Raw genomic sequence first — 21,636 nt, forward strand, 5'->3', positions numbered from 1 at the left:
TTTTAAATTAAAAATTACCAGCCTTCATTTTGTTTTAAAACTCCATTAGATAATGTAATCTGTGTGTTTGGAATTTGCTGTAATCCTTTTGTTTTTTGAATATTTCCTGCAGAAATTGTTTTAGAAGACTGAACTCCTCCGTTTAGTAAAATAGTAGTTTCTGCAATGCTTGAAGATGCTTTGCTTACTCCCTGACGCAGTAAATCCCAATATCTTATTCCTTCTAATGCAAACTCTAAATGTCTTTCGTTCATGATATTATCCTGATTAACAGGCAAAGCAGTAAAAGCTGTTTTGTATGCTCTTCTTCGTACCTGATCAAAATAATTCTGTGCATTGCCACTTCCTAATTCAGCTGCCATTAATAATACATCAGCATATCTTAACACGGTATAATCCTGAAACTGACTGATATCCCAAAACTGGCTTCCCATCGTTAAAGGAAGATCTTTTCCGTCTTTATCGACCATTGGCGAATATTTTTTGTTGTAGTAACCTGTATATTCACGCTGATTATTTATTTTATTAAAAGGTATTTTTTCTTCTGTAATTCCAATCATTGTTGAAACACGTCTTGTATCATTAGCCGTATATGCATTCCATAATTTAGAATTTACGGTTACACCCCAACCGCGTCCGTAAGGATAAGATGAGAACTCTCTCATTCCGAACATTACTAACCAATGGTTACCATCTGTATTTCCGTTGTAATCACTTGTAAAAGTATATTTTATAGAAAAAACTACTTCTTTATTACTTTCTCCTGCATATTTATCTACAGAAGCAGCTGGCCAAAGTGTTGAGAAATCTTCTACTAAAGCATGTCCGCTTAAAGTAACAACATCTTCTAAATGTGTCAAAACTTGTGCTTTAGTTACCACTCCTGCTAAATCCGTTTTTCCGTAATATCCTGTGTAGTATAAATAAACACGTCCAAGCAGGGATTTTGCGGCCCATTTTGTAACACGCCCGCTTGTAGTAGCATTGTAAGCTACAGAAGGCAAATTATTTGAAGCATAAACTAAATCTTCTGCAATAACTTTATAAACTTCGTCTGGTGACGCCTGTGGCACATTTTCGGTTGAAGGTGCTGTAAGCAAAGGAATATTTCCCCAAAGACGCACCATTTCAAAATATAAATAAGCTCTGATAAATTTAGTTTCAGATTCATACGTATTTCTTAAAGCTGTATCACCTTTCCAGTCAATCTGATCCATTTTAGACAATAAAACATTACAACGATAAAGTGCTCTGTAATAAGCAATCCAGTTATCATTAAACATATCAACCTCAGCAGGAGCACGAGAAATATCAAACTCATCTATTGCTGCATAATCGTATTTATCTGAATTACCAGTTCCTCCAAAACAATCATCTGACATGATCTCACTTACAACAGGAACTCCTTTTCCGGCTCCTCCGGTAGCAACCTGCATTCCGTCATAACATCCTACAAGAGCTAGATAAGCATCATCTGTAGTTTTATAAAAATTTTCATCTGTCTGCTGTGTGTAAGGCTCCGTTTCTAAACTGCAAGAAGCCAATGAAAGTAAACACAAACAGAAAATATATAAATAGGTATTTTTCATTTTTTTAGGTATTAAAGTTTAACATTTAGACCCAGCATAAATGTTCTTGGTCTTGGATAGTATCCCACATCAACTCCAGATGAAAATTTTTGATCGTCATTTGAAGAACCAAATCCGATTTCCGGATCCATACCGTTGTATTTCGTAAAAGTGTAAAGGTTTAATACAGAGAAATACACTCTAAACTGGCTTGCAAAAAATGGTTTTGACTGTTTCATTTTTGCTAAATCAAATCCTAATGTTACGGTATTGATTCTTAAAAAATCTCCATCCTGAACATACAAATCTGAAAACTGTGTAAAGTTTCTGTTGTCTTCTGTTACTCTAGGCATTGTATTAGAAGAACCTTCACCATGCCAGCGTCCTAAAATTGCTGATGTGTAATTTCCGTAAGTTCCTACCTGATTTCTATAAGATTGTACAATTTGATTTCCTGCAACACCATTTGCATTAAGAGAAAAATCGAAAGCTTTATAGTTTGCCGATAAAGAGAATCCGTAAGTAAAATCAGGATTTGGATTTCCAATACTTGTTTTATCAGAAGCATCAATTTTATCGTCTCCGTTTGTGTTTACATAAATAACATCTCCGGGCGCTGCTGTTGGCTGTAAAACCACACCGCTTGCTGATTTGTAATTATCAATTTGTGCCTGATTTTGGAAAACGCCTCCCGTTTTATATCCCCAGAAATATCCTAACGGATATCCGTTTTGCGCTCTGTAAAACTCTCCTGAGTTATCATAAAGTTCACCGTTTAATCCGTGAATAATTCCGTCTGCATTTGGAATTTGTCCTACAGTATTTTTGTTGTATGCACCGTTTGCGCTTACACTGTAATTAAAATCTCCAATTTTATTTTGGTAATTTAAGCTTAACTCAACTCCTTTATTTACTACATCTCCACCGTTAATAAATGGTGGTTCTGCTCCTGTAGTTGCTAAAGTTGGTGCTAAAATCAACCAGTCTTTGTTTGTTTTTTTATAGACATCAAAGTTTACACTCAAAGCATTGTCTAAAAATCTCGCATCAAAACCAAGGTCAATTTGTTCTGAAGTTTCCCATTTTAAATCAAGATTTGGTAAATTTTCCAAATAAGCTCCCGGCGTAAGAACACCTTCTTCATCTCCAAAACTATAATTAACATCTTTTTGCTTTACTTTTGCCAAAAATTGAAATGACCTGATACTTTGGTTACCTACTTGACCCCAGCTTGCTCTTAGTTTAAGGAAGTTTATTGCTTTTGAATCTTTTAAAAATCCTTCATTAGAAACAACCCATCCTCCAGAAACTGATGGAAAATAACCCCATTGATTTCCTGCTGCAAATTTTGAAGAACCATCGGCTCTCAATGTTGCATTTAGCAAATATGTTTCTTTATAATTATAGTTTAATCTTCCAAAATAAGACATTAAGATATTTTCGAATTTATTACCTTTCATTGAAATTCTCGCACCATCTTTATTCGTCGTGGTATCTAACCACGCATGTTCTAAATCATTAAAAGCAGAATCAGCATTTGCTACTTCAATTAAAGTTTTGTCGTATTTAATGTAAGAAGTTCCCAGTAATGCTTCAAAATGATGACTATCAGCAACATTAAATTTATAGGTTAACAAGTTGTCCCAGTTAATGCTTTTACTTTTATCCATATTCTGAGTAACTTTATCAAAAGCACTGTTGGCATAAATTGATAATCTGTAAATCGGAGCATAAGAATGTCCTTCATTTACATTATAATCAAGACCCAAAGTAGTTTTAAAAGTCAGATTTTTAAATGGCTGAATCTGAAGGTAAACGTTTCCTAATAGTTTCTGATTGTTACTTTCATTTTGATTGTTGTAAGTCATTAAAGCGTAAGGATTTGCAACACCTGCAATCCAAGGTTCTGTACTGTTTGTAGTATCAAAATAGTTTCCGTTTGCGTCGTACATTGGCAGTAAAGGTGTTGCCTGAAAAGCACCTCTTAAAGAGTTATTGTATTGATTTCCAACTCCAATTCCGTTTTTATTAACATACGCAAAACTCAAATTTTCTCCTATCGAAACTACATCTTTGTATAGTTTATGTTCTGAATTGAATCTGAAATTGTAACGCTCATAGTTTGATAAATCCTTTCCTCCTACAACTCCTTCTTGTCCTAAATACGATAATGAAGTAGAGTAAACTGAAGTTTCTGATCCGCCCGAAGCTCCAAAAGAGAAGTTTTTTGTTGCTGCATTATCTGTCAGCATTTTGTCCATCCAGTTTGTTCCTGAACCCATTCCTGCAATTTGATCATTCGTAAAATATGGGTTTTTACCTGAGTTTACAGCCGCTTCGTTCAAAATAGTTGCATATTCTCTGGCATCCAGTAAGTCAACTTTTCTGGCTACAGACTGTACTCCATAATATTGATCGAATGTAATTTGGCCTGTTGCACCGCGTTTTCCTTTTTTTGTTGTAACCAATACAACCCCGTTTGAAGCCTGCGAACCGTAAATCGCAGCCGAAGCAGCATCTTTTAAAACAGAAATAGATTCGATATCTGAGTTATTCAAATACGAAATATCGCCTGTCAAAATTCCGTCAACAACATAAAGTGGATTACTTCCTGCCGTAGAACCCACACCTCTGATTACGACATTCAAACTCTCGCCAGGCTGTCCTGAAGTAGATGTAATTTGAAGTCCCGCAGCCTGACCCTGAAGTGCCTGAAGCGCATTTGTAGTATTTGTTTTTGTTAAACTCTCTCCGCTAACCTGCGTTACAGCATTGGTTACCAATGTTTTCTTTTGAGAGCCATACCCAATAACAACCACTTCTTTAAGTTCTGCTGTTTCTTCCTGTAAAGTAACACTTATCGTTTTTTGAGTTCCTACGGTTACTTTTTGAGTTTTAAATCCAATAAAAGTAAACACAAGCACGTCGCCCGTTTTTGCTTCTATTTTATAATTTCCATCAAAATCAGTGGCGGCACCAATTTTAGTTCCTTCTACTGCAACAGTTGCTCCGGGAATTCCCATTCCGTCAACAGCCGATGTTACATTTCCACTTACAGATCTGGATTGTGCCTGCGCATAACCCGTCTGTAACATAAATAAGCTAAACAACAGTGTCGTACAAAACGATAAAACTGTTGTTTTAATACAATCTTTGCTTTTCATAGTTAATAAGAGTTGGTTTAAATTTAAGTTAGTTACGGTTTTATTGATTAAAGAGTAAGTTTCACATCAAATGGTTTGAGGGCCGGTTGTTTGATTATTTCAAAAGATAATCGACGGCTTTTTTACGCATAAAAAAAGAGTTTTTCAAAAACTTATAGTCATCATGAACTTATCTTATGGTAAATTTGACTACAAGTGTAAAACTTTTTTTCTATTTTAGCAAAATATTAAGGTTATTTTTTTTTGATTCTGATTTATAGCAAGTACTTTTTATCAATACTATAACAAGTCTTACTAACGAGAAATAAAAGTTTCAGAAAAAACTTCCAATTACAGATTTGAATATCAAGCAATTAAAGAGAATATAATTTTAAGATGCTTTTTTAGTAAAATTTAAATCTTTGATTTTCAATTTTTTGCTTTGTTAAAAAAATATTAAGTAACCAAAAAAGACAGTTATGCATTTTATTTGTTTAATTTGTCAAAATATATTTCGCACATGGATAAAAAAGTAGATGCCGAGTCTGTTGCTAAAAGCGAACAAAATGCAATGAATGCAATAACCATTGACTGTGTGGTTTTTGGTTTTGATGAAGGAAGTCTGGAAGTGCTTTTGGTTCAGCACGCAGAAGGGATCAGTAAAGGAAAATGGGGACTTCCCGGCGGATGGATTTATAAAAAAGAGAGTACAGACGATGCTGCGCATCGTTTATTAAATGAACTTACCGGACTGGACAATATTTACCTGGAACAACTTAAAGCTTTTGGTGACCCTGATCGTTTTCCGCTTCGACGTGTTATAACTATTGGATATTATGCTCTTGTAAAAAGAGAAGATTATAATATTAAAGCAGGTTTTACGGCCTCAGACGCAAAGTGGTATAAAATCAACAGCATTCCTGATTTAATTTACGATCACAACGAAATTTTATCCTACAGCATAAAAAATCTTCGCAATCGCGTGCGTCAGGCACCTATTGGTTTTAATCTTCTGCCGGAAAAATTTACTTTACTCCAGTTAATGCATCTTTATGAAGAAATTCTGGGTGTTGAAATGGACAAATCAAATTTTAGAAGAAAAATTCTGCACATGAAATTATTAGTACAGCTCGACGAAAAACAACAGGATGTTTCGCACAGAGCCGCAAAACTATATAAATTCGATCCCGATATTTATAATAAACTGACTGAGAAAGGATTCAATTTCGAATTTTAAAAAAGCTTACAATAGCATAATAATGGCATTATCATCTAAAAAAGATTCAAAAGTAAACAGCTGTATTGCTGAAAATACAACAGTCCAAGAAATTGACGGTATTTCGATTGACTGCGTTATTTTTGGTTTTAAAAAAGGAAGTCTTGAAGTGCTTTTGGTACAACATGCGGGAGGTGAAAGTGAAGGAAGCTGGGGACTGCTTGGGGGCTGGATGAAAAGAGCAGAAAGTGCTGACGACGCTGCCCAAAGAATCCTTTATGAACTTACAAGTTTAGACAATATTTATCTGGAGCAGCTAAAAGCATTTACAAATCCAAGCCGTGTTTTAGACCGCCGTATTGTAACAATAGGATATTACACGCTTGTAAATCAGGAAGATTATGACGTAAAAGCCAGTTTAGATGTTCGAGAAGCTAAATGGTGTAAGATTAATGAAATTCCAAATTTAATTTTTGACCATAATGAAATTCTCAATTTTAGTTTACAACAGCTTCAAAACCGCGTGCGTCAGGCGCCAATTGGTTTTAATCTTCTGCCGGAAAAATTTACTTTACTGCAATTAATGCAGTTATATGAAGAAATCTTGGGTATTGAATTAGACAAATCAAATTTTAGACGAAAAATTCTGCATATGAAATTATTAGTGCAGCTCGACGAAAAACAACAAGATGTGTCACACAGAGCGGCAAAACTTTATAAATTTGATCCTGATATTTATAAAAAACTCACCGAAAAAGGATTCAATTTTGAGTTCTAAAAACTGAAAGAGGCATCCAATTGATGCCTCTTTTTTTTTAATGCTATTCTTTTTATCACAAACACGTCAAAACGCAAGTGTAACCATCGAGCATAGGATAAGAACTGCCCTGACATCCTGTAGCCACTAAACCATATCCCGAAGCACAAATGCTTTTAGGAACTGTAAATCGGCCAACAGGTGTTACACCTCCTGTAATATTTTTCATTTCATCATTTGACAGCCTGCCAAATTTTTCTGCAAGCTGCATGGTTTGTTTTTTCATAATCGTTGGGTTTAATTAGTAAATAGTAAAAACTCGTTTTATATTATTTTCGAAGATTCATCGTGTGCACAGATAAATTCTAAAAACCAATACCTAAAACCAGAAGCCAATTAATCTTATGGTTATATTGACTACAAGTATAATCATATTTAATTAAACCGACAATTATTCGCACAAAATTTACAAATAATCAGTAAATAATGATTTTGTATGTTTTTTATGAAATCCCAGCGTCTAGAAGTTTAATTTATAAAAACATTCTTGAGATTTTTGAATGGAAGCTAAAACTTGTTTTTCAAAAAAGAAAACAGTTTAGGCTCTGAAAAACAGCTTTTTGGATTCAAATTTCAAAATCTTGCAGCTAAATTCCAGAATCCAAAACTTTGCGCTATCTTTGCTCCCTGATAACATGCATTAAAACAATTGTTTTGGCATGATTTGTACCAAAAAATACTTAACTCGATTAGAGAACCGATATATTAAAATGAAGAAGATACGTAATTTTTGCATTATTGCACACATTGACCACGGTAAGAGTACATTAGCAGACAGGCTTTTGGGCGCAACACAAACCGTTACAGCTCGTGAAGAAAAGGCTCAATTGCTTGACAACATGGATCTGGAGCGCGAACGTGGAATTACCATTAAGAGTCATGCCATTCAAATGGAATACAAATACAAAGGCGAAGAATATATCTTAAACTTAATTGACACTCCGGGCCACGTAGATTTCTCATACGAAGTTTCGCGATCTATTGCTGCCTGCGAAGGTGCGCTTTTGATTGTTGACGCGGCACAAAGTATTCAGGCGCAAACTATTTCTAACTTATATTTAGCTTTAGAAAATGATCTGGAAATTATTCCGGTTTTAAATAAAGTTGATTTACCAAGTGCTAACCCAGAAGAAGTGAGCGACGATATTATCGATTTATTAGGTTGTAAATTAGAAGATATTATTCACGCTTCAGGAAAAACTGGTTTTGGTGTTGAAAATATCTTAGCTGCTATTATCGAAAAAATTCCAGCTCCAAAAGGAAATCCCGAAGAGCCTTTACAAGCTTTGATCTTCGATTCTGTTTACAATCCGTTTCGTGGAATTGAGGTAATCTTTAGAGTTGTAAACGGTGAGATAAAAAAAGGCCAGAAAATTAAATTCATGGCTACTGATAATGAATATTTTGCTGACGAAATTGGAACTTTAAAATTAAATCAGGTTCCTAAAAATGTAGTTTCGGCAGGAGATGTTGGTTATTTGATATCTGGAATTAAAGAAGCCCGCGAAGTAAAAGTGGGTGATACAATTACTGATGCAAAAGTGCCAACAACCAATATGATTACTGGTTTTGAGGATGTAAAACCAATGGTATTTGCCGGAATTTATCCTGTTGATACAGAAGATTACGAAGATTTACGTTCTTCAATGGAAAAATTACAATTGAATGATGCTTCATTGGTGTTTTCTCCGGAAAGTTCTGCTGCTTTAGGTTTCGGTTTCCGTTGCGGATTCTTAGGAATGCTTCACATGGAAATTATTCAGGAACGTTTAGAGCGTGAGTTCGATATGACGGTAATTACAACTGTACCTAACGTTTCGTATTTGGCTTACACTAAAAAACATCCAGAAACTGCTTTAGTAGTAAACAATCCTTCAGATTTACCGGAACCTTCAAAACTAGACCGAGTTGAAGAACCTTTTATTAAAGCGACAATTATTACAAAAGCTGATTTTGTTGGAAACGTAATGAGTTTATGTATTGAAAAACGTGGTTTAATTACCAACCAAACATACTTAACCACAGAACGTGTTGAATTAAACTTTGACATGCCTTTGGCAGAAATTGTATTCGATTTTTATGATCGTTTAAAAACGGTTTCTAAAGGTTATGCTTCTTTCGATTATTCTCCAATTGGAATGCGTACTTCTAAACTGGTTAAGCTTGACGTTCTTTTGAACGCACAAACTGTTGATGCTCTTTCTGCATTGATTCACGAAGACAATGCTTATAACATCGGTAAAAAAATGACCGAGAAATTACGCGAACTAATCCCGAGACAGCAATTTGATATTCCAATTCAGGCAGCAATTGGAGCTAAGATTATCGCTCGTGAAACTATTAAAGCGCTTCGTAAAGACGTTACCGCAAAATGTTATGGTGGAGATATTTCGCGTAAGCGTAAACTTCTTGAAAAACAGAAAAAAGGTAAAAAACGTATGCGTCAGGTAGGAAACGTTGAGATTCCTCAAGAAGCGTTTATGGCTGTTTTGAAACTGAATGATTAAAATTTTTAAGTACTCAATTCTTAAAAATATAGATATAAACCCAATAACTTTCGTTATTGGGTTTTTTATTTATCTGGCTCTGACGTCTAAAATTTTACAGGATAAAACCTATAAAAAAAGCTAAATATTAACTTGATAACTTAACTTTTAACGCATTTGGTCGGATAGAAAGTTAATTTTAAGATAAAAACATAATTTTAATCTTACAACAAATTAAAAATGTAAGATTATGAAAACCAAATTTTCTGTTTTTTTAGCGCTTTTCACATTTTATTTCGCAAGCGCTCAACAAAGTGAAGTAGATTCTGAAATGAATTCAGCAAAAGGCGTAACCTTTCAAAATGGAGATATGATTTTAGAAGGTTCTATTAAAATCAGCACCGGAGGCGAAAATGATTATTATGGATTTAGTCCAAAGTTTGGCTATTTTTTGAATGATAAATTCGCTGTTGGGGCAAAAATAGATTACTCTAGTAATAAAGAAGAAACAACAGGTATAAAAACCAACGTTTTTGGAGTTGGAGCTTTTGCACGTTACTACTTTTTAGAACTAGATAAAAAACGTTTTAAAGCTTATGCAGAAGCTGGTTTAGGTTATGGAAGAAACAAAATCGAAACACCGCTGGTGGGAAGTGATACTGACAACAGTTTAACGGCCGACATTAATGTAGGATTAAACTATTTTGTTACCAAAAATATCGCAGTAACTTTTGTTCTTGCAAATGTTTTGGCTTACAACAGTGTATCTCCGGAAAATGGCCCTTCTTCAGATACTTTTCAGTTAAATATTAATTTATTTGAAAATATTTTCGATCAGCCGCAGTTTGGAGTTTTGTATAGATTCTAAATACCGTTTGATTAAATAAAACAAAAAGCTGTCTCAATTTGGGACAGCTTTTTTTATTTCATTAAACATTCAACTTTGTATCTTTGAATCTCTGTATTTTTAAATTTTTAAAAGAAAAATGGACGAAACCCCAAAACGATTTGACCGAATAGTTGCCATTCTGATTCAGCTGCAATCTAAAAAAATTGTAAAAGCTCAGGAATTGGCGGATCGTTTTGAATGCAGTTTAAGAACCATTTACAGAGACATTCGAACTCTCGAAGCTTCGGGCGTTCCTATTTACAGTGAAGCCGGTGTAGGTTATGCTTTAATGGAAGGATATCGATTACCGCCCGTAATGTTTACCCGCGAAGAAGTGAGCAGTTTTATTGCTGCTGAAAAACTAATGCAGAAATTTACAGATCCGTCTTTGGGCACACATTATGCATCGGCAATGTACAAGCTGAAATCTGTTTTAAGAAGCAACGACAAAGATTATCTTTCGAACATTGAATCGAGAATTGTAATGCAGGATGCAGAACCGATGTTTAATGACAGTTCTCCAAAAACATTAGAGGTTCTTTTTGAAGGAATTGCCGAGAAAAAACAAATTCTGTTAACGTATAAAACTTTTGATAAAGAAGAAACAACACAGCGAAATCTGGAACCTGTAGGTGTTTTTCACGATAATAATAACTGGTATTTTCTGGGGTACTGTCACCTTAGAAAAGATTACAGGCAGTTTAGAACCGACAGGATTCAGGAAATAAAAAAAACGGATCTTGATTTTACAATTGAACATGATTCTCTGGAAACATATTTAACCAAAAACGAAACATTTCCAACAACAAAAGTCCGGATTTTGGTACAGAAAAAAATCGCAAGATATTTAGCTACTGAAAGAAAGTACCATGGTTTTATTTCTCAAAAAGAAATAGGCGACGAAATCGAAATGACATTTATGTCTCATAGTCTTCAGGATGGTTTTCCGCGCTGGTTTTTAATGTTTGGCGACTATGCTAAAATTCTGGAGCCCGAATCTCTAAAAACGAGAGTTTTAGAATTATTAGAAATCAATAAAAAAAGGCTTTTATAAAAAAAACTCCTGAGAGAAAATCTTCAGGAGTTTTTTTGTTTTATTTCTGTTTTACTACATTATAAAAATTATAATCAGTGTTTGAGGCATCTGTAATTCCAACATTTCGTCCCATGGTTACAATCTGGCCTCTGTGATAGGTTCCGTGATTAATAACCTGAATTAAATAATCGGCAATTGGCAGTTCGCATTCAAACCACGGATTTGTAATTTTAACTTCCTGAACTAAATCTTCTTCTGTTATTGAGTTAATAAGATGTTTCAATTTTGTAGATGAATTGAGCAGACCTGCAAATATTTCTTCTTTCGACAAATCTTCAAAACTTTCTTTTTCTATCATGGGAGTTTGAGAAATAACAGAAAACCAATATGCTTCGGTAGACCAGATATGATCGAGCGTTTTCATAATATTTGAAAAACTCGAAGGCACTTCTGCATAAAGCAGTTCATCTGATTTCGGCGAAAGCCAGTTTACAAACTGCTGATTTACCCATAAATTATAATCTGCATAATTAGACATTATCTTTTTTAAACTCATAACGGTTAGTTTTAGATTAGTTTTATAAAGTTATAATTTTAAAATCATACTATTGTCTTTCCCAGAAAAATGGCGGTTCAATATTTAAAGCTCTTAAATATACATAAGCCTGTCCGCGGTGATGCACTTCATTATCTATAAAATATAAGATGTTTTGAATGATTGGAAATTCATACTGACCAAAAAGATTAAAAGTCTGGCTAAAATCTTCAATCGATAATTGTTCCCAGTATTTATTGATTTCTTCTGTTGCCTCATCCCATTTTTCAAGATATTGCGCTTTAAAAATCAGTTTTTCTGTTCCTTCAGTATAAGGCTGCGCGTCACGATTTACAATTCCTTTTAATGCCGGAGCCGCAATTGCTAAAAGTTCATCAACTAATTTTGCAAAAGGACGCATACCTCCTATTGAAAATTCGAAGAAATCTTTTTCTGGAAACAATTCGATTAAACGACGCGTAAGCGCGCGGTGACCTTGCCAGTGTTTTAATAAATCTTCTGAAGTAATTACTTGTTGTGCTTCTAACGTTTTCATAATTTTTATGTTTTAAATTTCTATACGTCAAAATTAAAATGGGCCGGTGACAACAGTTTGTCAGCAGGAAAAAATAAATTTTAAAATTTATTTTTTCCTGCCGTAGAGACGCACTGCAGGGCGTTTGCACAAAGAGAATCCACAAAAAATTAATAATATTAGAATACGTTACGTAGACGCACAACAGTGCGTCTCTACAGATATAGGTGACGTTTATAAAATCCTTTGTACCTTTGCAACTTAGAAACTTAGTTCCTTATAAAAAAACCTTTGCAACTTAAAAAAATGATTGAAGATAAAAATCCGCAGCGCACCAGTATATCACAATTAGGCGAATTTGGCTTAATTGACCATTTAACCCGAAATTTTGATGTAACACAGGAATCTACTTTAAAAAGTATTGGCGACGATGCTGCTGTACTTGATTTTAAAGATAAAAAAGCAGTTATTTCAACCGATTTACTAATTGAAGGCGTCCATTTTGACTTGGCTTATATGCCGTTGAAGCATTTAGGATATAAAGCCGTTGTGGTAAATGTATCTGATATTTGTGCCATGAACGCGAAACCAACTCAAATTACGGTTTCTGTTGCTGTTTCTAATCGTTTTCCGTTAGAAGCTTTAGAGGAATTATTTGAAGGAATTACGCATGCTGCAAAAGAATATAAAGTAGATGTTATTGGTGGTGATACCACCTCATCTCAAAAAGGATTAATTATAAGTATTACAGCAATTGGTGAAGCTAATGAAGATGAAATCACTTACCGAAACGGTGCAAAACATACCGATTTATTAGTTGTGACCGGAGATATTGGCGCTGCTTATATGGGATTACAGGTTTTAGAGCGTGAAAAACAGGTTTTTCAGGTAAATCCAAACAATCAGCCGGATTTAGATCCTTATACTTATTTGGTAGAAAGACAATTAAAACCAGAAGCAAGAACTGATGTTCGAACGCTCTTGCATGCTCTTGAAATTAAACCAACTTCGATGATTGATATTTCTGACGGGTTATCATCAGAGATTATTCATATCTGCAAACAGTCTAAAGTGGGTTGTAATTTATATGAAGATAAACTTCCGTTAGATCCGCAGTTTATATCGACTTGTGAAGAATTTAATATCGACAGTACAACGGTTGCCATTAACGGTGGCGAAGATTATGAACTTCTTTTTACTATTGATATTAATGATTTTGATAAAATAAAAGGAAACCCAAACTTTTCAATCATTGGCCACATGGCAGATGAAAGCGAAGGAATTCATCTTGTAACTCGTGCCAATACAAAAATTGCTTTAAAAGCACGTGGATGGGATGCGCTTTCTGAATAAATTTTAAAAAATTTCAAAATAAAAATTCCAAATTCCAATGATATGAATAGCTGTTTGGAATTTGGAATTTTTATTTTGGGATTTAACTTTAAAAAAGTCCTTTACTCTTAGCTTCTTTTACCAAATCATCGTCTGAACCTGACCGTACTTTAAGCAGTTCTTTGAGACTCACTCTTCGTTTTTCAATTTCCGTTAAAGAAATAGGAATATATTGCGGCATATCCGGCACGAGAGTTCCTTTTGATAAATGAAATAAAATTTGTTTGTCAAACTCATCTATTTCTATTGAATTATGAGGTGACTGATTGAGCATTTTAACTACCGACTGACTGTAGTATTTTTGGTTATTCATTACTTTATCAAAAGCCAGAAGAAGTTCATCAAAAGTAAGATCGTTTTTGATTATTAATCCATTTGGATTAATAGTTCTTATGATTGTTTTTATTTTAAGCAGTTCTGTGTACATTGTCAAGAGAATGATCTTGCAATGCGGCATTTTTTTCATAATTAATTTTGCAATGTCCTCTCCCGAAAAAAGATTTTTTTCTTCATAAGCCGGCATGCTGATATCCAGAAAAGCAATTTCAAACTGCGGTGTGTTTTTATCTTCTAATAATTCATAAGCTGATCTGCAGTCGTGAGCCTGTGCAATTTCAAACTCATATTCTTTTGGTTTGTAGCGGGTAATAGCATTTTTATATCCTTCGATAATAAAAGGATGATCGTCTACAATTAAGATGTTGGGCTTAATTAATTCCGAAATTGGGGCTTTGAAATTAAATGTCATTTTTTTGCAGGTTAATTTTTTGATCAATTGGAACTTTTACCACAAGAAGCGTCCCTTCTCCTTTGGCAGATTTTATGTTAACGGTACCTTTACATTCTGCCGCTCTGTATTCAATATTATGCAGTCCAATACCATTTTTGGTGCGTTTTACATTAAATCCAACGCCATCATCTAAAATAGACAAAACCAAATGATCTATTTCGCTTTTAAACTCCACTTTAATTGTCTCTGCATTAGCATATTTATTACAATTTTGAAGTGCTTCCTGAATAATGCGATACAAATTAATCTTTACAATATTGTTTACAAGCTCCCATTTTATATGAGAATCAAATGAGGTTTCTAATTTAGATGGATAGGTATTTTTCTGATTTTCAAATAACTTATTTAAAATTACTACAAAATTATTAATTAGTTCAGATTTTTCTCTATTTAAGTCGTGTGAAATTTCCCGAATATCTTCTTCAATGTGTTTTAACTCTGCTAAATATTTTTTTCTTTTTGAAGCAGCTTCGGCTTCATCAATTTTATCTAAACTGTCTAAACTGATTCTCACTCCAAACATACGGCCTAAAACTCCGTCGTGTAATTCCTGGGCTACTTTTTTCTTTTCTTTAATTCGCGTTGATTCAATTTCGTTTTGCTGCGAAATCATCAAGTTGTAAATATCTTCATTTGCAATTTGCTGTTGCTGTTTAAAAAGCAATTCTCTATTTCTTGCCTGCTGTGTTTTGTATACATAAAAAAACAAACCTATGAGTGTACAAATACTGAAAACATAAATCAGGGTTTTATTTTTTTCCTGCAAATTGGAGTTTTGATCTTTTATTTCATTGGTTTCATATTCAATACGAGAGAATTTTTCGCCCATATTTCGTTCTGCTTTTAGCAATTTATCATTTAAAAGAATGTATTCTTTTGAATATTTAGAGGCATTTTTGGGATCAACAATAGCAATTTGCTTGAGAGCGTCTAATGTATTTCTTACTTTATTTGCGGTTCTTGAGACGTTTAAGGCTTGTTTTGAAAGTTGAACCGCTCGCAAGGTATCTTTTTTAAATGCATAATATTCAGATAAGTGAATTTTGCTTATTATAATACCTGATTCTTGTTTTAAGCTATCCCTAATTTTTAATGCATCATAAAACTGCTCTGGCAATTCTGTAAAATCTTTTGATTTAAATTTAGACACAGCCAAATTATCTAAAAGCATGGCATACAAATTTGTATTTCCATTATACAAGTCTTTTTCATTTAAACCTCTGCGTAAATATTCTTTTGCTTTATTAAAATTATTCATCCTTAAATAAACAAAGCCAATATTATTTAACGAAATTGCTTTTAACTGAAGATCTGCAGGAATTGATTTGTCATCAAGAATATTTAATGCTTTATTATGATATTCGAGTGACTTTTCATACTCCTCGCGTTCGTTATATATAATTCCCAGTAAATTGTAACTGTCATAAATATCTCTCGCTGCATTTTTTTTATCTTTTAATATTTTAAGAGCTTTAAAAACGGTTATCTCACTTTCAAAAAAATCTCCTTCGGTTAACTGTAAATCAGCTTTTGTTAATAAAGTTTTCGCTAAGCGAAAATCATCATTGATTTTTAAATATATTTTCTCAGCCCGAAAATAATTTAAAAAAGCACTGTCTGAAATAGTCTGTGATTGATAATAATCGCCTAAATAAGTATATGACTTGGCAATATTGACAGAATCTTTGCTGTTTATTGATTTTTCTAAAAGCAATTTTGATACATCTTTAAATGAAGACCAATCGCTCATATTATAATAACGGTTAGCAACCTTAAAAAGATTTACTTTTTTAATAGAATCGTCTTTTTGATTCTTTACAATATCAAATGCTTTCTTATTATACTTTTGTTTGTATTGAAAAGGAAGATCTATATTATTGGCTAAAGAAAAATAAATAGAGAGGCTGTCTTCTGAAGGATTTAAAGATAAATCTTTCTCTTTCTTTTTTTTATTTGTACATGCAAATAAAATAAGAAGTAAAAATAATGATATCAGCAGGTGTCTTTTCAATTTATACTTTTGATTTTCACCAAAAATACTAAAACTATAAACACAAAAAAAAAGCTGCCAAAAAACTGACAACTTTTTTCTTATATTAATTTATTTATGGGAATTAATCTAACTTTATTCTTGATTTTGATAATTGACTGTCAGAAGTAAAACCTTTAAATACATCTTTATTTGAGTTTGATTGATTAGATCCTGTATACTCATCTGTTTTTCTTCCATTTTTTCCATGCTGGCTTCCATCTGTATCTACACCAATATCAATAGTTTTGTCATTTGATAAATTAGATGCTACAGGATTTGCAAAAGAAGTTGCTACCATTACTAATGAGAATAATCCGAAAGTTAAAGCTGTTTTTTTCATGTTTTGAGGTGTTTTATTTTTTTATATTTATTTGGGGCTTGTGATTGTTTTTGGTGTTAATCACGGTGTAAAACTAAGCCCGAAATCAAAAAAAATTTATACGAAAAAATCAGTTTGTGGTAGATCGTACCCAATTGATAGTCAATGGATAGCAAATCAATGTAATCACTTAATTATTAGACTTCTAAGTAATTACCTTCAGAAAAATCGGTTATAATTAAATCAACATTTGATTTATAGGTTTTAGAAAAAGGGATCTTTTTCGTGGAGTTTTTTATGTAACACATTGAGTTTCCGTTATGAATCCTCGCAATGTAATTTCGATTGATAATGTAACTGTTATGAATTCGAATAAAAGGGTATGATAAAACCTGCTCAAAATGCTTTAAAGTTTTAAAAGCGGTTATCATTTCTCCTGAATTCAAATAAATATCGGTCGAATTATTATCGGCCTGAAAATAGCTGATATCATCTGCATTTAGGTAACGATGATCTCCATAAGATTTAATGCAGATTATAAGCGATTTTTCATCTATTTGACGCTCTTTTAATCCAGAAGTTACAACAAAAGGACTTTCTTTCTTAAAATGGGTTGTTTTTACTTCTGCTGATTGTTTTTCTAATTTTAAAATTGTCATCAATAATTCAGCAGTAACAACAGGTTTTATCAAGTAATCAAAAACTCCGAATTTAATGGCATCAAATGCTAAGTCTTTTTTAGATGTTATAACAACAATTCGAGGCAGAACATTTAAAAACCGATGAAGTTCGTTAATAAACTGAAGAGATAAATTACTTGAAGACTTTTTAGGATCTATCTCTAAAAAAATAAGTGAAGGTTTATGCTCTAAAACCAAATCCAAGCCATCCTGATAATTTACTGCCGAAGCCAGAAAAGACAATTGCGAAAAACCCTCAGCAATTGTTTGAGTTTTCGAAATACTCTCGGCATCATCATCAATAATTATGTACGAGTACTTTTTCAATTTTTGGTCTGGTTGGTTTTTACGAATATAGGAGACTTTGCCTATTTAGACAATGTGTTTATTGGTATTTCGCAAAAAAAATTGATTTAGTTCTTTTATTGGTAATTAAATTTACGATTTTCATTGATTTAATTATTTCATTGTTAATAGATTACCACGAAATGTTAACACATAAGGATCAAATACAAAAATGATCGATGAAATGTATATTTTTTCCAAACTAAAAAATCCCAAATCTCATTAAAGAAATTTGGGATTTTGTATAGTGCAAATATGTAAAAATTACATTTTCATTAACCAGTTTTTCATTGAAACTTCGTTTTCGATAATACCTCTTAATTCAGATATTTTAACGCGATCTTGTTTCATTGTATCTCTGTGGCGAATAGTTACTGTTTCGTCTTCAAGAGTTTGGTGATCTACTGTAATACAGAAAGGTGTTCCTAAAGCATCTGCTCTTCTGTAACGACGTCCAACTGCATCTTTTTCGTCATAAGCAACATTAAAGTCCCATTTTAGATCTTCGATGATTTTTTTGGCAACTTCCGGTAATCCGTCTTTTTTAACTAATGGCAATACAGTCGCTTTTGTTGGCGCTAAAACTGCCGGTAGTTTTAAGACAGTTCTTTCTGATCCATCTTCTAAAGTTTCTTCTTTTAATGAAGTTGCAAAAACTGCCAAGAACATACGATCTAAACCAACTGAAGTTTCGACTACGTATGGCACATAGTTTTCATTTAATTCAGGATCAAAGTATTGAAGTTTTCTTCCTGAATATTCTTCGTGTGCTTTAAGGTCAAAATCAGTACGAGAGTGAATTCCTTCTAATTCTTTAAATCCAAATGGGAAATTAAATTCAATATCGGCAGCTGCATTTGCGTAATGCGCTAATTTTTCGTGATCATGAAAACGGTAATTTTCTTTTCCTAATCCTAAAGACAAATGCCATTTTAAACGTGTTTCTTTCCAGTGCTCATACCATTGCATTTCTTCTCCCGGACGTACAAAAAACTGCATTTCCATTTGTTCGAATTCACGCATACGGAAAATAAACTGTCTTGCAACAATTTCGTTTCTAAATGCTTTACCAGTTTGAGCGATTCCAAAAGGAACTTTCATACGACCAGATTTCTGAACATTCAGGAAATTCACAAAAATACCCTGCGCTGTTTCCGGACGTAAATAAAGATCCATCGCATTTTCTGCAGAAGCTCCTAATTTAGTTCCAAACATTAAGTTGAACTGTTTAACATCAGTCCAGTTTTTAGAACCCGTTTCAGGATCAGCGATTTCAAGCTCTTCGATTAAAGCTTTTACATCTTCCAGATCTCCGTTTCCTAAAGAAAGTCCTAAACGTTCTCTGATTTCTTTTTCTCTCGCTAAATATTCAATTACACGAGCATTTGTAGTTACAAATTCCTGTTCGTTGAATGCGTCACCAAAACGAGCTTTTGCTTTATCAATTTCTTTTTGAGCTTTTTGGTGAATTTTTTCAGCAAAATCTTCAACCAAAACGTCAGCTCTATATCTTTTTTTAGAATCTTTATTATCAATTAACGGATCATTAAAAGCATCAACGTGGCCGGAAGCTTTCCAGGTAGTTGGATGCATTAATATTGCAGCATCTAGGCCCACAATATTCTCATTCATCTGAACCATTGATTTCCACCAATATTCACGGATATTCTTTTTTAATTCGACACCGTTTTGTGCATAATCATAAACTGCACTTAAACCATCGTAAACTTCGCTAGACGGAAAAATAAATCCGTACTCTTTTGCGTGCGAAACCACATTCTTAAATATATCTTCTTGTTTTGCCATAGTGATGCAAAAATATAAAAAGTGTATTAAATTTTTGTATTTAATTAAACTTTTACATCTGTAATTGTTAACTGGTTAGAAAAAAATATATTTATTGGAACAGCTTTCTTTAAAATTCTGATTTCATTAAATTTTTAAAATATTATCTAGCAATAAGTTAAAATTTAAAAAACAACTTTTTTATAAGAAAAAAGAGACTATTTTTACGCTGAAAAAATAATACTATTCTTATGATATTTGATGAAACGACAAAGAAAGATTTTTTAGATGGTTATTATATATACGACGGCTGTTTTGGTTTTGAAGAAGGCCGATATGGTTTTGTACTTATAGAAAATGACAAAGATAAATTGAATTATAGAGATCCACTCCCAGACACCAGACTGTTATATATCAAATATTTTAGTCCGATGGACGAGAGGTTTTATTCTGTAACCTTTAAAGATATTGACTTTTCAACAATAAATTCCTCGCCCAATCCAAACGATTATATCACTATTGATACGAGTGGTATAATATTAAGTTGGGAAAATGATTGCGAAGGAAGAATAAATGGGGAAATTCCAGGGACAAATCGTTTTAGTTCTATTTCAAAAGTTGTTAAAGTGGGGCAATCTGTCTACGCATTGGGAGCATGGTTTCGCATCTACAAGCGCATAGGAGAAGGTGAATGGGAAAATAATTTTAATACACTCCCAATTCCTTATCATATGATAGAAAATGGCGGAACATATCATTTTCAGGATATGGCCGGTTTTTCTGAAGATGATATGTATGCGGTTGGCGACGAAGGTTCTGTTTATCATTTTGATGGAAAAAAATGGAATGAAACTGCATTTCCTGCCAACATAGAATTAACCACAGTAACCTGTGCAGGTAATGGTCAGGTTTATATTTCGGATAGAGATTGCAATATATGGATGGGACGTAATTCAACATGGGAAAAACTTGTTGAACAAAACATGTCACTCTCGTTTTTTGACAGCGCTTGGTTCGACGATCGTATGTGGTTTACAAACGATTATGGCATCTGGGTTTTAGAAAACGACAAACTTGTCTTAGCAATCAACGCACAGCACAAACCAATCCCTGAAAAAGTGGCCATTCTGTGCGGCCGGATCGATATATCGCCAGACAATAAAAAAATGCTGGTTTGCGGTCAAAAAGGGGCTGCGGTATTTGATGGAAATACTTGGGAGGTTCTGTTTACTTGTGAACCCATGAAATAACGGCTAAAAAAATATTGAGTTTACAAACAGCAACTATCTGGCTGTTCTATAATTATTGCAAAAGTAAAACTGCTTCATCTTCTTCTCTTTAAATACTAATGCTAAAAAACCTTATTAACCTCTTTTTCCCAAAAGTCTGCTCCGGATGCCGCTCTGTTTTAATGTCTAACGAAGTGGTTTTATGTACAAACTGCCGACATGAAATGCCTCTTACACAATACCATCTGGATTCAGATAATCAGGCTGTCAAAAAGTTCTATGGAAAGATTGAAATAGAACATGCATCGGCATTTTTATATTTTAATAAAAAGGGAATTGTGCAGGAACTCATTCACAATTTGAAATACAAAGGCCACGAAGAAATTGGAACTATTTTAGGTAATTGGCATGCGGAAGATTTAAAAGAATTAAAACTCGAAAAGGCTTTTGATGTCATAATTCCTGTTCCGCTTCATCCCAGAAAATTTAAAGAAAGAGGTTATAATCAGGTTACAACATTTGGAAAAGCTTTAGCTGAAAGTTTAAAAATTCCTTTTGATGATTCTATTTTATACCGAAAGAAATATTCTAAAACCCAATCTAAAAAGAATCTTTTGGGAAGAACTGAAAATATCGAAAATATATTTGATGTGCATTTAACAGCAGAAAATGAAAACAAACATTTTTTAATTGTTGATGATGTATTAACAACCGGTGCTACGCTCGAAGCTTGTTCTCGCGCGTTACTAAAAATTCCGGGAGCCAAAATCAGCATTATCTGTATGGCAATGGCGAATTCTTAAAACACATTATTTTTAATAAAAAATTCCAAATTCCAA

18 protein-coding genes are annotated in these 21,636 nt (G+C 33.3%); 8 read left to right on the top strand and 10 right to left on the bottom strand.

Annotated features, from left to right (window positions below):
- Positions 1–14: 14 nt before the first annotated feature.
- Together ABD859_RS04340 and ABD859_RS04345 are read right to left on the bottom strand one after the other, a co-directional pair.
- On the bottom strand, positions 15–1,589 hold the full coding sequence (locus ABD859_RS04340) for a RagB/SusD family nutrient uptake outer membrane protein (RefSeq protein ID WP_345140753.1): 1,575 nt from the start codon (positions 1,587–1,589) through the stop codon (positions 15–17).
- A gap of 11 nt (positions 1,590–1,600) precedes the next feature.
- Positions 1,601–4,732: a SusC/RagA family TonB-linked outer membrane protein gene (locus tag ABD859_RS04345; RefSeq protein ID WP_345140756.1), complete on the bottom strand. Its 3,132-nt coding sequence runs from the start codon at positions 4,730–4,732 to the stop codon at positions 1,601–1,603.
- A 499-nt stretch (positions 4,733–5,231) separates the two neighbouring features.
- Here ABD859_RS04345 and ABD859_RS04350 point away from each other — a divergent pair, with 499 nt between their 5' ends.
- Positions 5,232–5,948 carry an NUDIX hydrolase gene (locus tag ABD859_RS04350; RefSeq protein WP_345140759.1) on the top strand — a complete coding sequence of 239 codons (717 nt, stop codon included), beginning with the start codon at positions 5,232–5,234 and terminating at the stop codon, positions 5,946–5,948.
- Between the two features lie 22 nt (positions 5,949–5,970).
- On the top strand, positions 5,971–6,705 hold the full coding sequence (locus tag ABD859_RS04355) for an NUDIX hydrolase (RefSeq protein ID WP_345140762.1): 735 nt from the start codon (positions 5,971–5,973) through the stop codon (positions 6,703–6,705).
- A 55-nt stretch (positions 6,706–6,760) separates the two neighbouring features.
- Here ABD859_RS04355 and ABD859_RS04360 read toward each other — a convergent pair whose 3' ends face one another.
- A complete protein-coding gene (locus ABD859_RS04360) occupies positions 6,761–6,970 on the bottom strand; it encodes a hypothetical protein (RefSeq protein WP_345140765.1) in 210 nt (69 codons plus the stop codon).
- Between the two features lie 484 nt (positions 6,971–7,454).
- On the opposite strand from ABD859_RS04360, the gene lepA reads away from it, so the two are divergent.
- From lepA to ABD859_RS04375, 3 genes are all read left to right on the top strand, one after another.
- On the top strand, positions 7,455–9,251 hold the full coding sequence (lepA, locus tag ABD859_RS04365; RefSeq protein WP_345140768.1) for a translation elongation factor 4: 1,797 nt from the start codon (positions 7,455–7,457) through the stop codon (positions 9,249–9,251).
- Between the two features lie 229 nt (positions 9,252–9,480).
- Positions 9,481–10,098, top strand: a complete 618-nt coding sequence (locus ABD859_RS04370) for an outer membrane beta-barrel protein (RefSeq protein WP_345140770.1) — start codon at positions 9,481–9,483, stop codon at positions 10,096–10,098.
- 118 nt (positions 10,099–10,216) lie between these two features.
- Positions 10,217–11,173: a helix-turn-helix transcriptional regulator gene (locus tag ABD859_RS04375; protein WP_345140772.1), complete on the top strand. Its 957-nt coding sequence runs from the start codon at positions 10,217–10,219 to the stop codon at positions 11,171–11,173.
- 40 nt (positions 11,174–11,213) lie between these two features.
- Here the strand turns inward: ABD859_RS04375 and ABD859_RS04380 are convergent, their stop codons facing one another.
- Entirely contained in the window at positions 11,214–11,711 is a 498-nt protein-coding gene (locus ABD859_RS04380; RefSeq protein WP_345140774.1) for a DinB family protein, read from the bottom strand.
- Positions 11,712–11,760: 49 nt separating this feature from the next.
- Positions 11,761–12,246, bottom strand: a complete 486-nt coding sequence (locus ABD859_RS04385) for a DinB family protein (protein WP_345140776.1) — start codon at positions 12,244–12,246, stop codon at positions 11,761–11,763.
- A 285-nt stretch (positions 12,247–12,531) separates the two neighbouring features.
- Here ABD859_RS04385 and thiL point away from each other — a divergent pair, with 285 nt between their 5' ends.
- Positions 12,532–13,578, top strand: coding sequence for a thiamine-phosphate kinase (gene thiL, locus ABD859_RS04390; RefSeq protein WP_345140779.1), 1,047 nt, complete (start codon positions 12,532–12,534; stop codon positions 13,576–13,578).
- An 88-nt stretch (positions 13,579–13,666) separates the two neighbouring features.
- Here thiL and ABD859_RS04395 read toward each other — a convergent pair whose 3' ends face one another.
- From ABD859_RS04395 to ABD859_RS04415, 5 genes are all read right to left on the bottom strand, one after another.
- The gene (locus ABD859_RS04395; protein WP_345140782.1) at positions 13,667–14,365 is read right to left on the bottom strand and encodes a response regulator; all 699 of its coding nucleotides are present in this window, start codon (positions 14,363–14,365) and stop codon (positions 13,667–13,669) included.
- A complete protein-coding gene (locus ABD859_RS04400; protein WP_345140784.1) occupies positions 14,355–16,418 on the bottom strand; it encodes a tetratricopeptide repeat-containing sensor histidine kinase in 2,064 nt (687 codons plus the stop codon). Before ABD859_RS04400 ends, ABD859_RS04395 begins: the two co-directional genes overlap by 11 nt.
- Positions 16,419–16,521: 103 nt before the next feature.
- Complete coding sequence (locus tag ABD859_RS04405; protein WP_345140787.1) at positions 16,522–16,779, bottom strand: hypothetical protein; 258 nt, start codon at positions 16,777–16,779, stop codon at positions 16,522–16,524.
- A 176-nt stretch (positions 16,780–16,955) separates the two neighbouring features.
- Complete coding sequence (locus ABD859_RS04410) at positions 16,956–17,765, bottom strand: LytR/AlgR family response regulator transcription factor (protein ID WP_345140790.1); 810 nt, start codon at positions 17,763–17,765, stop codon at positions 16,956–16,958.
- A 282-nt stretch (positions 17,766–18,047) separates the two neighbouring features.
- A complete protein-coding gene (locus tag ABD859_RS04415) occupies positions 18,048–19,589 on the bottom strand; it encodes a glycine--tRNA ligase (protein ID WP_345140792.1) in 1,542 nt (513 codons plus the stop codon).
- A 230-nt stretch (positions 19,590–19,819) separates the two neighbouring features.
- Between ABD859_RS04415 and ABD859_RS04420 the strand changes: the two genes are divergently transcribed.
- Positions 19,820–20,818 (top strand): hypothetical protein, encoded by a 999-nt coding sequence (locus tag ABD859_RS04420; protein ID WP_345140794.1) that lies wholly within the window; start codon positions 19,820–19,822, stop codon positions 20,816–20,818.
- Between the two features lie 98 nt (positions 20,819–20,916).
- A complete protein-coding gene (locus ABD859_RS04425; RefSeq protein WP_345140797.1) occupies positions 20,917–21,600 on the top strand; it encodes a ComF family protein in 684 nt (227 codons plus the stop codon).
- Positions 21,601–21,636: the final 36 nt, after the last annotated feature.

This window comes from Flavobacterium ginsengiterrae (genome assembly GCF_039539785.1).
GTDB lineage: Bacteria > Bacteroidota > Bacteroidia > Flavobacteriales > Flavobacteriaceae > Flavobacterium > Flavobacterium ginsengiterrae.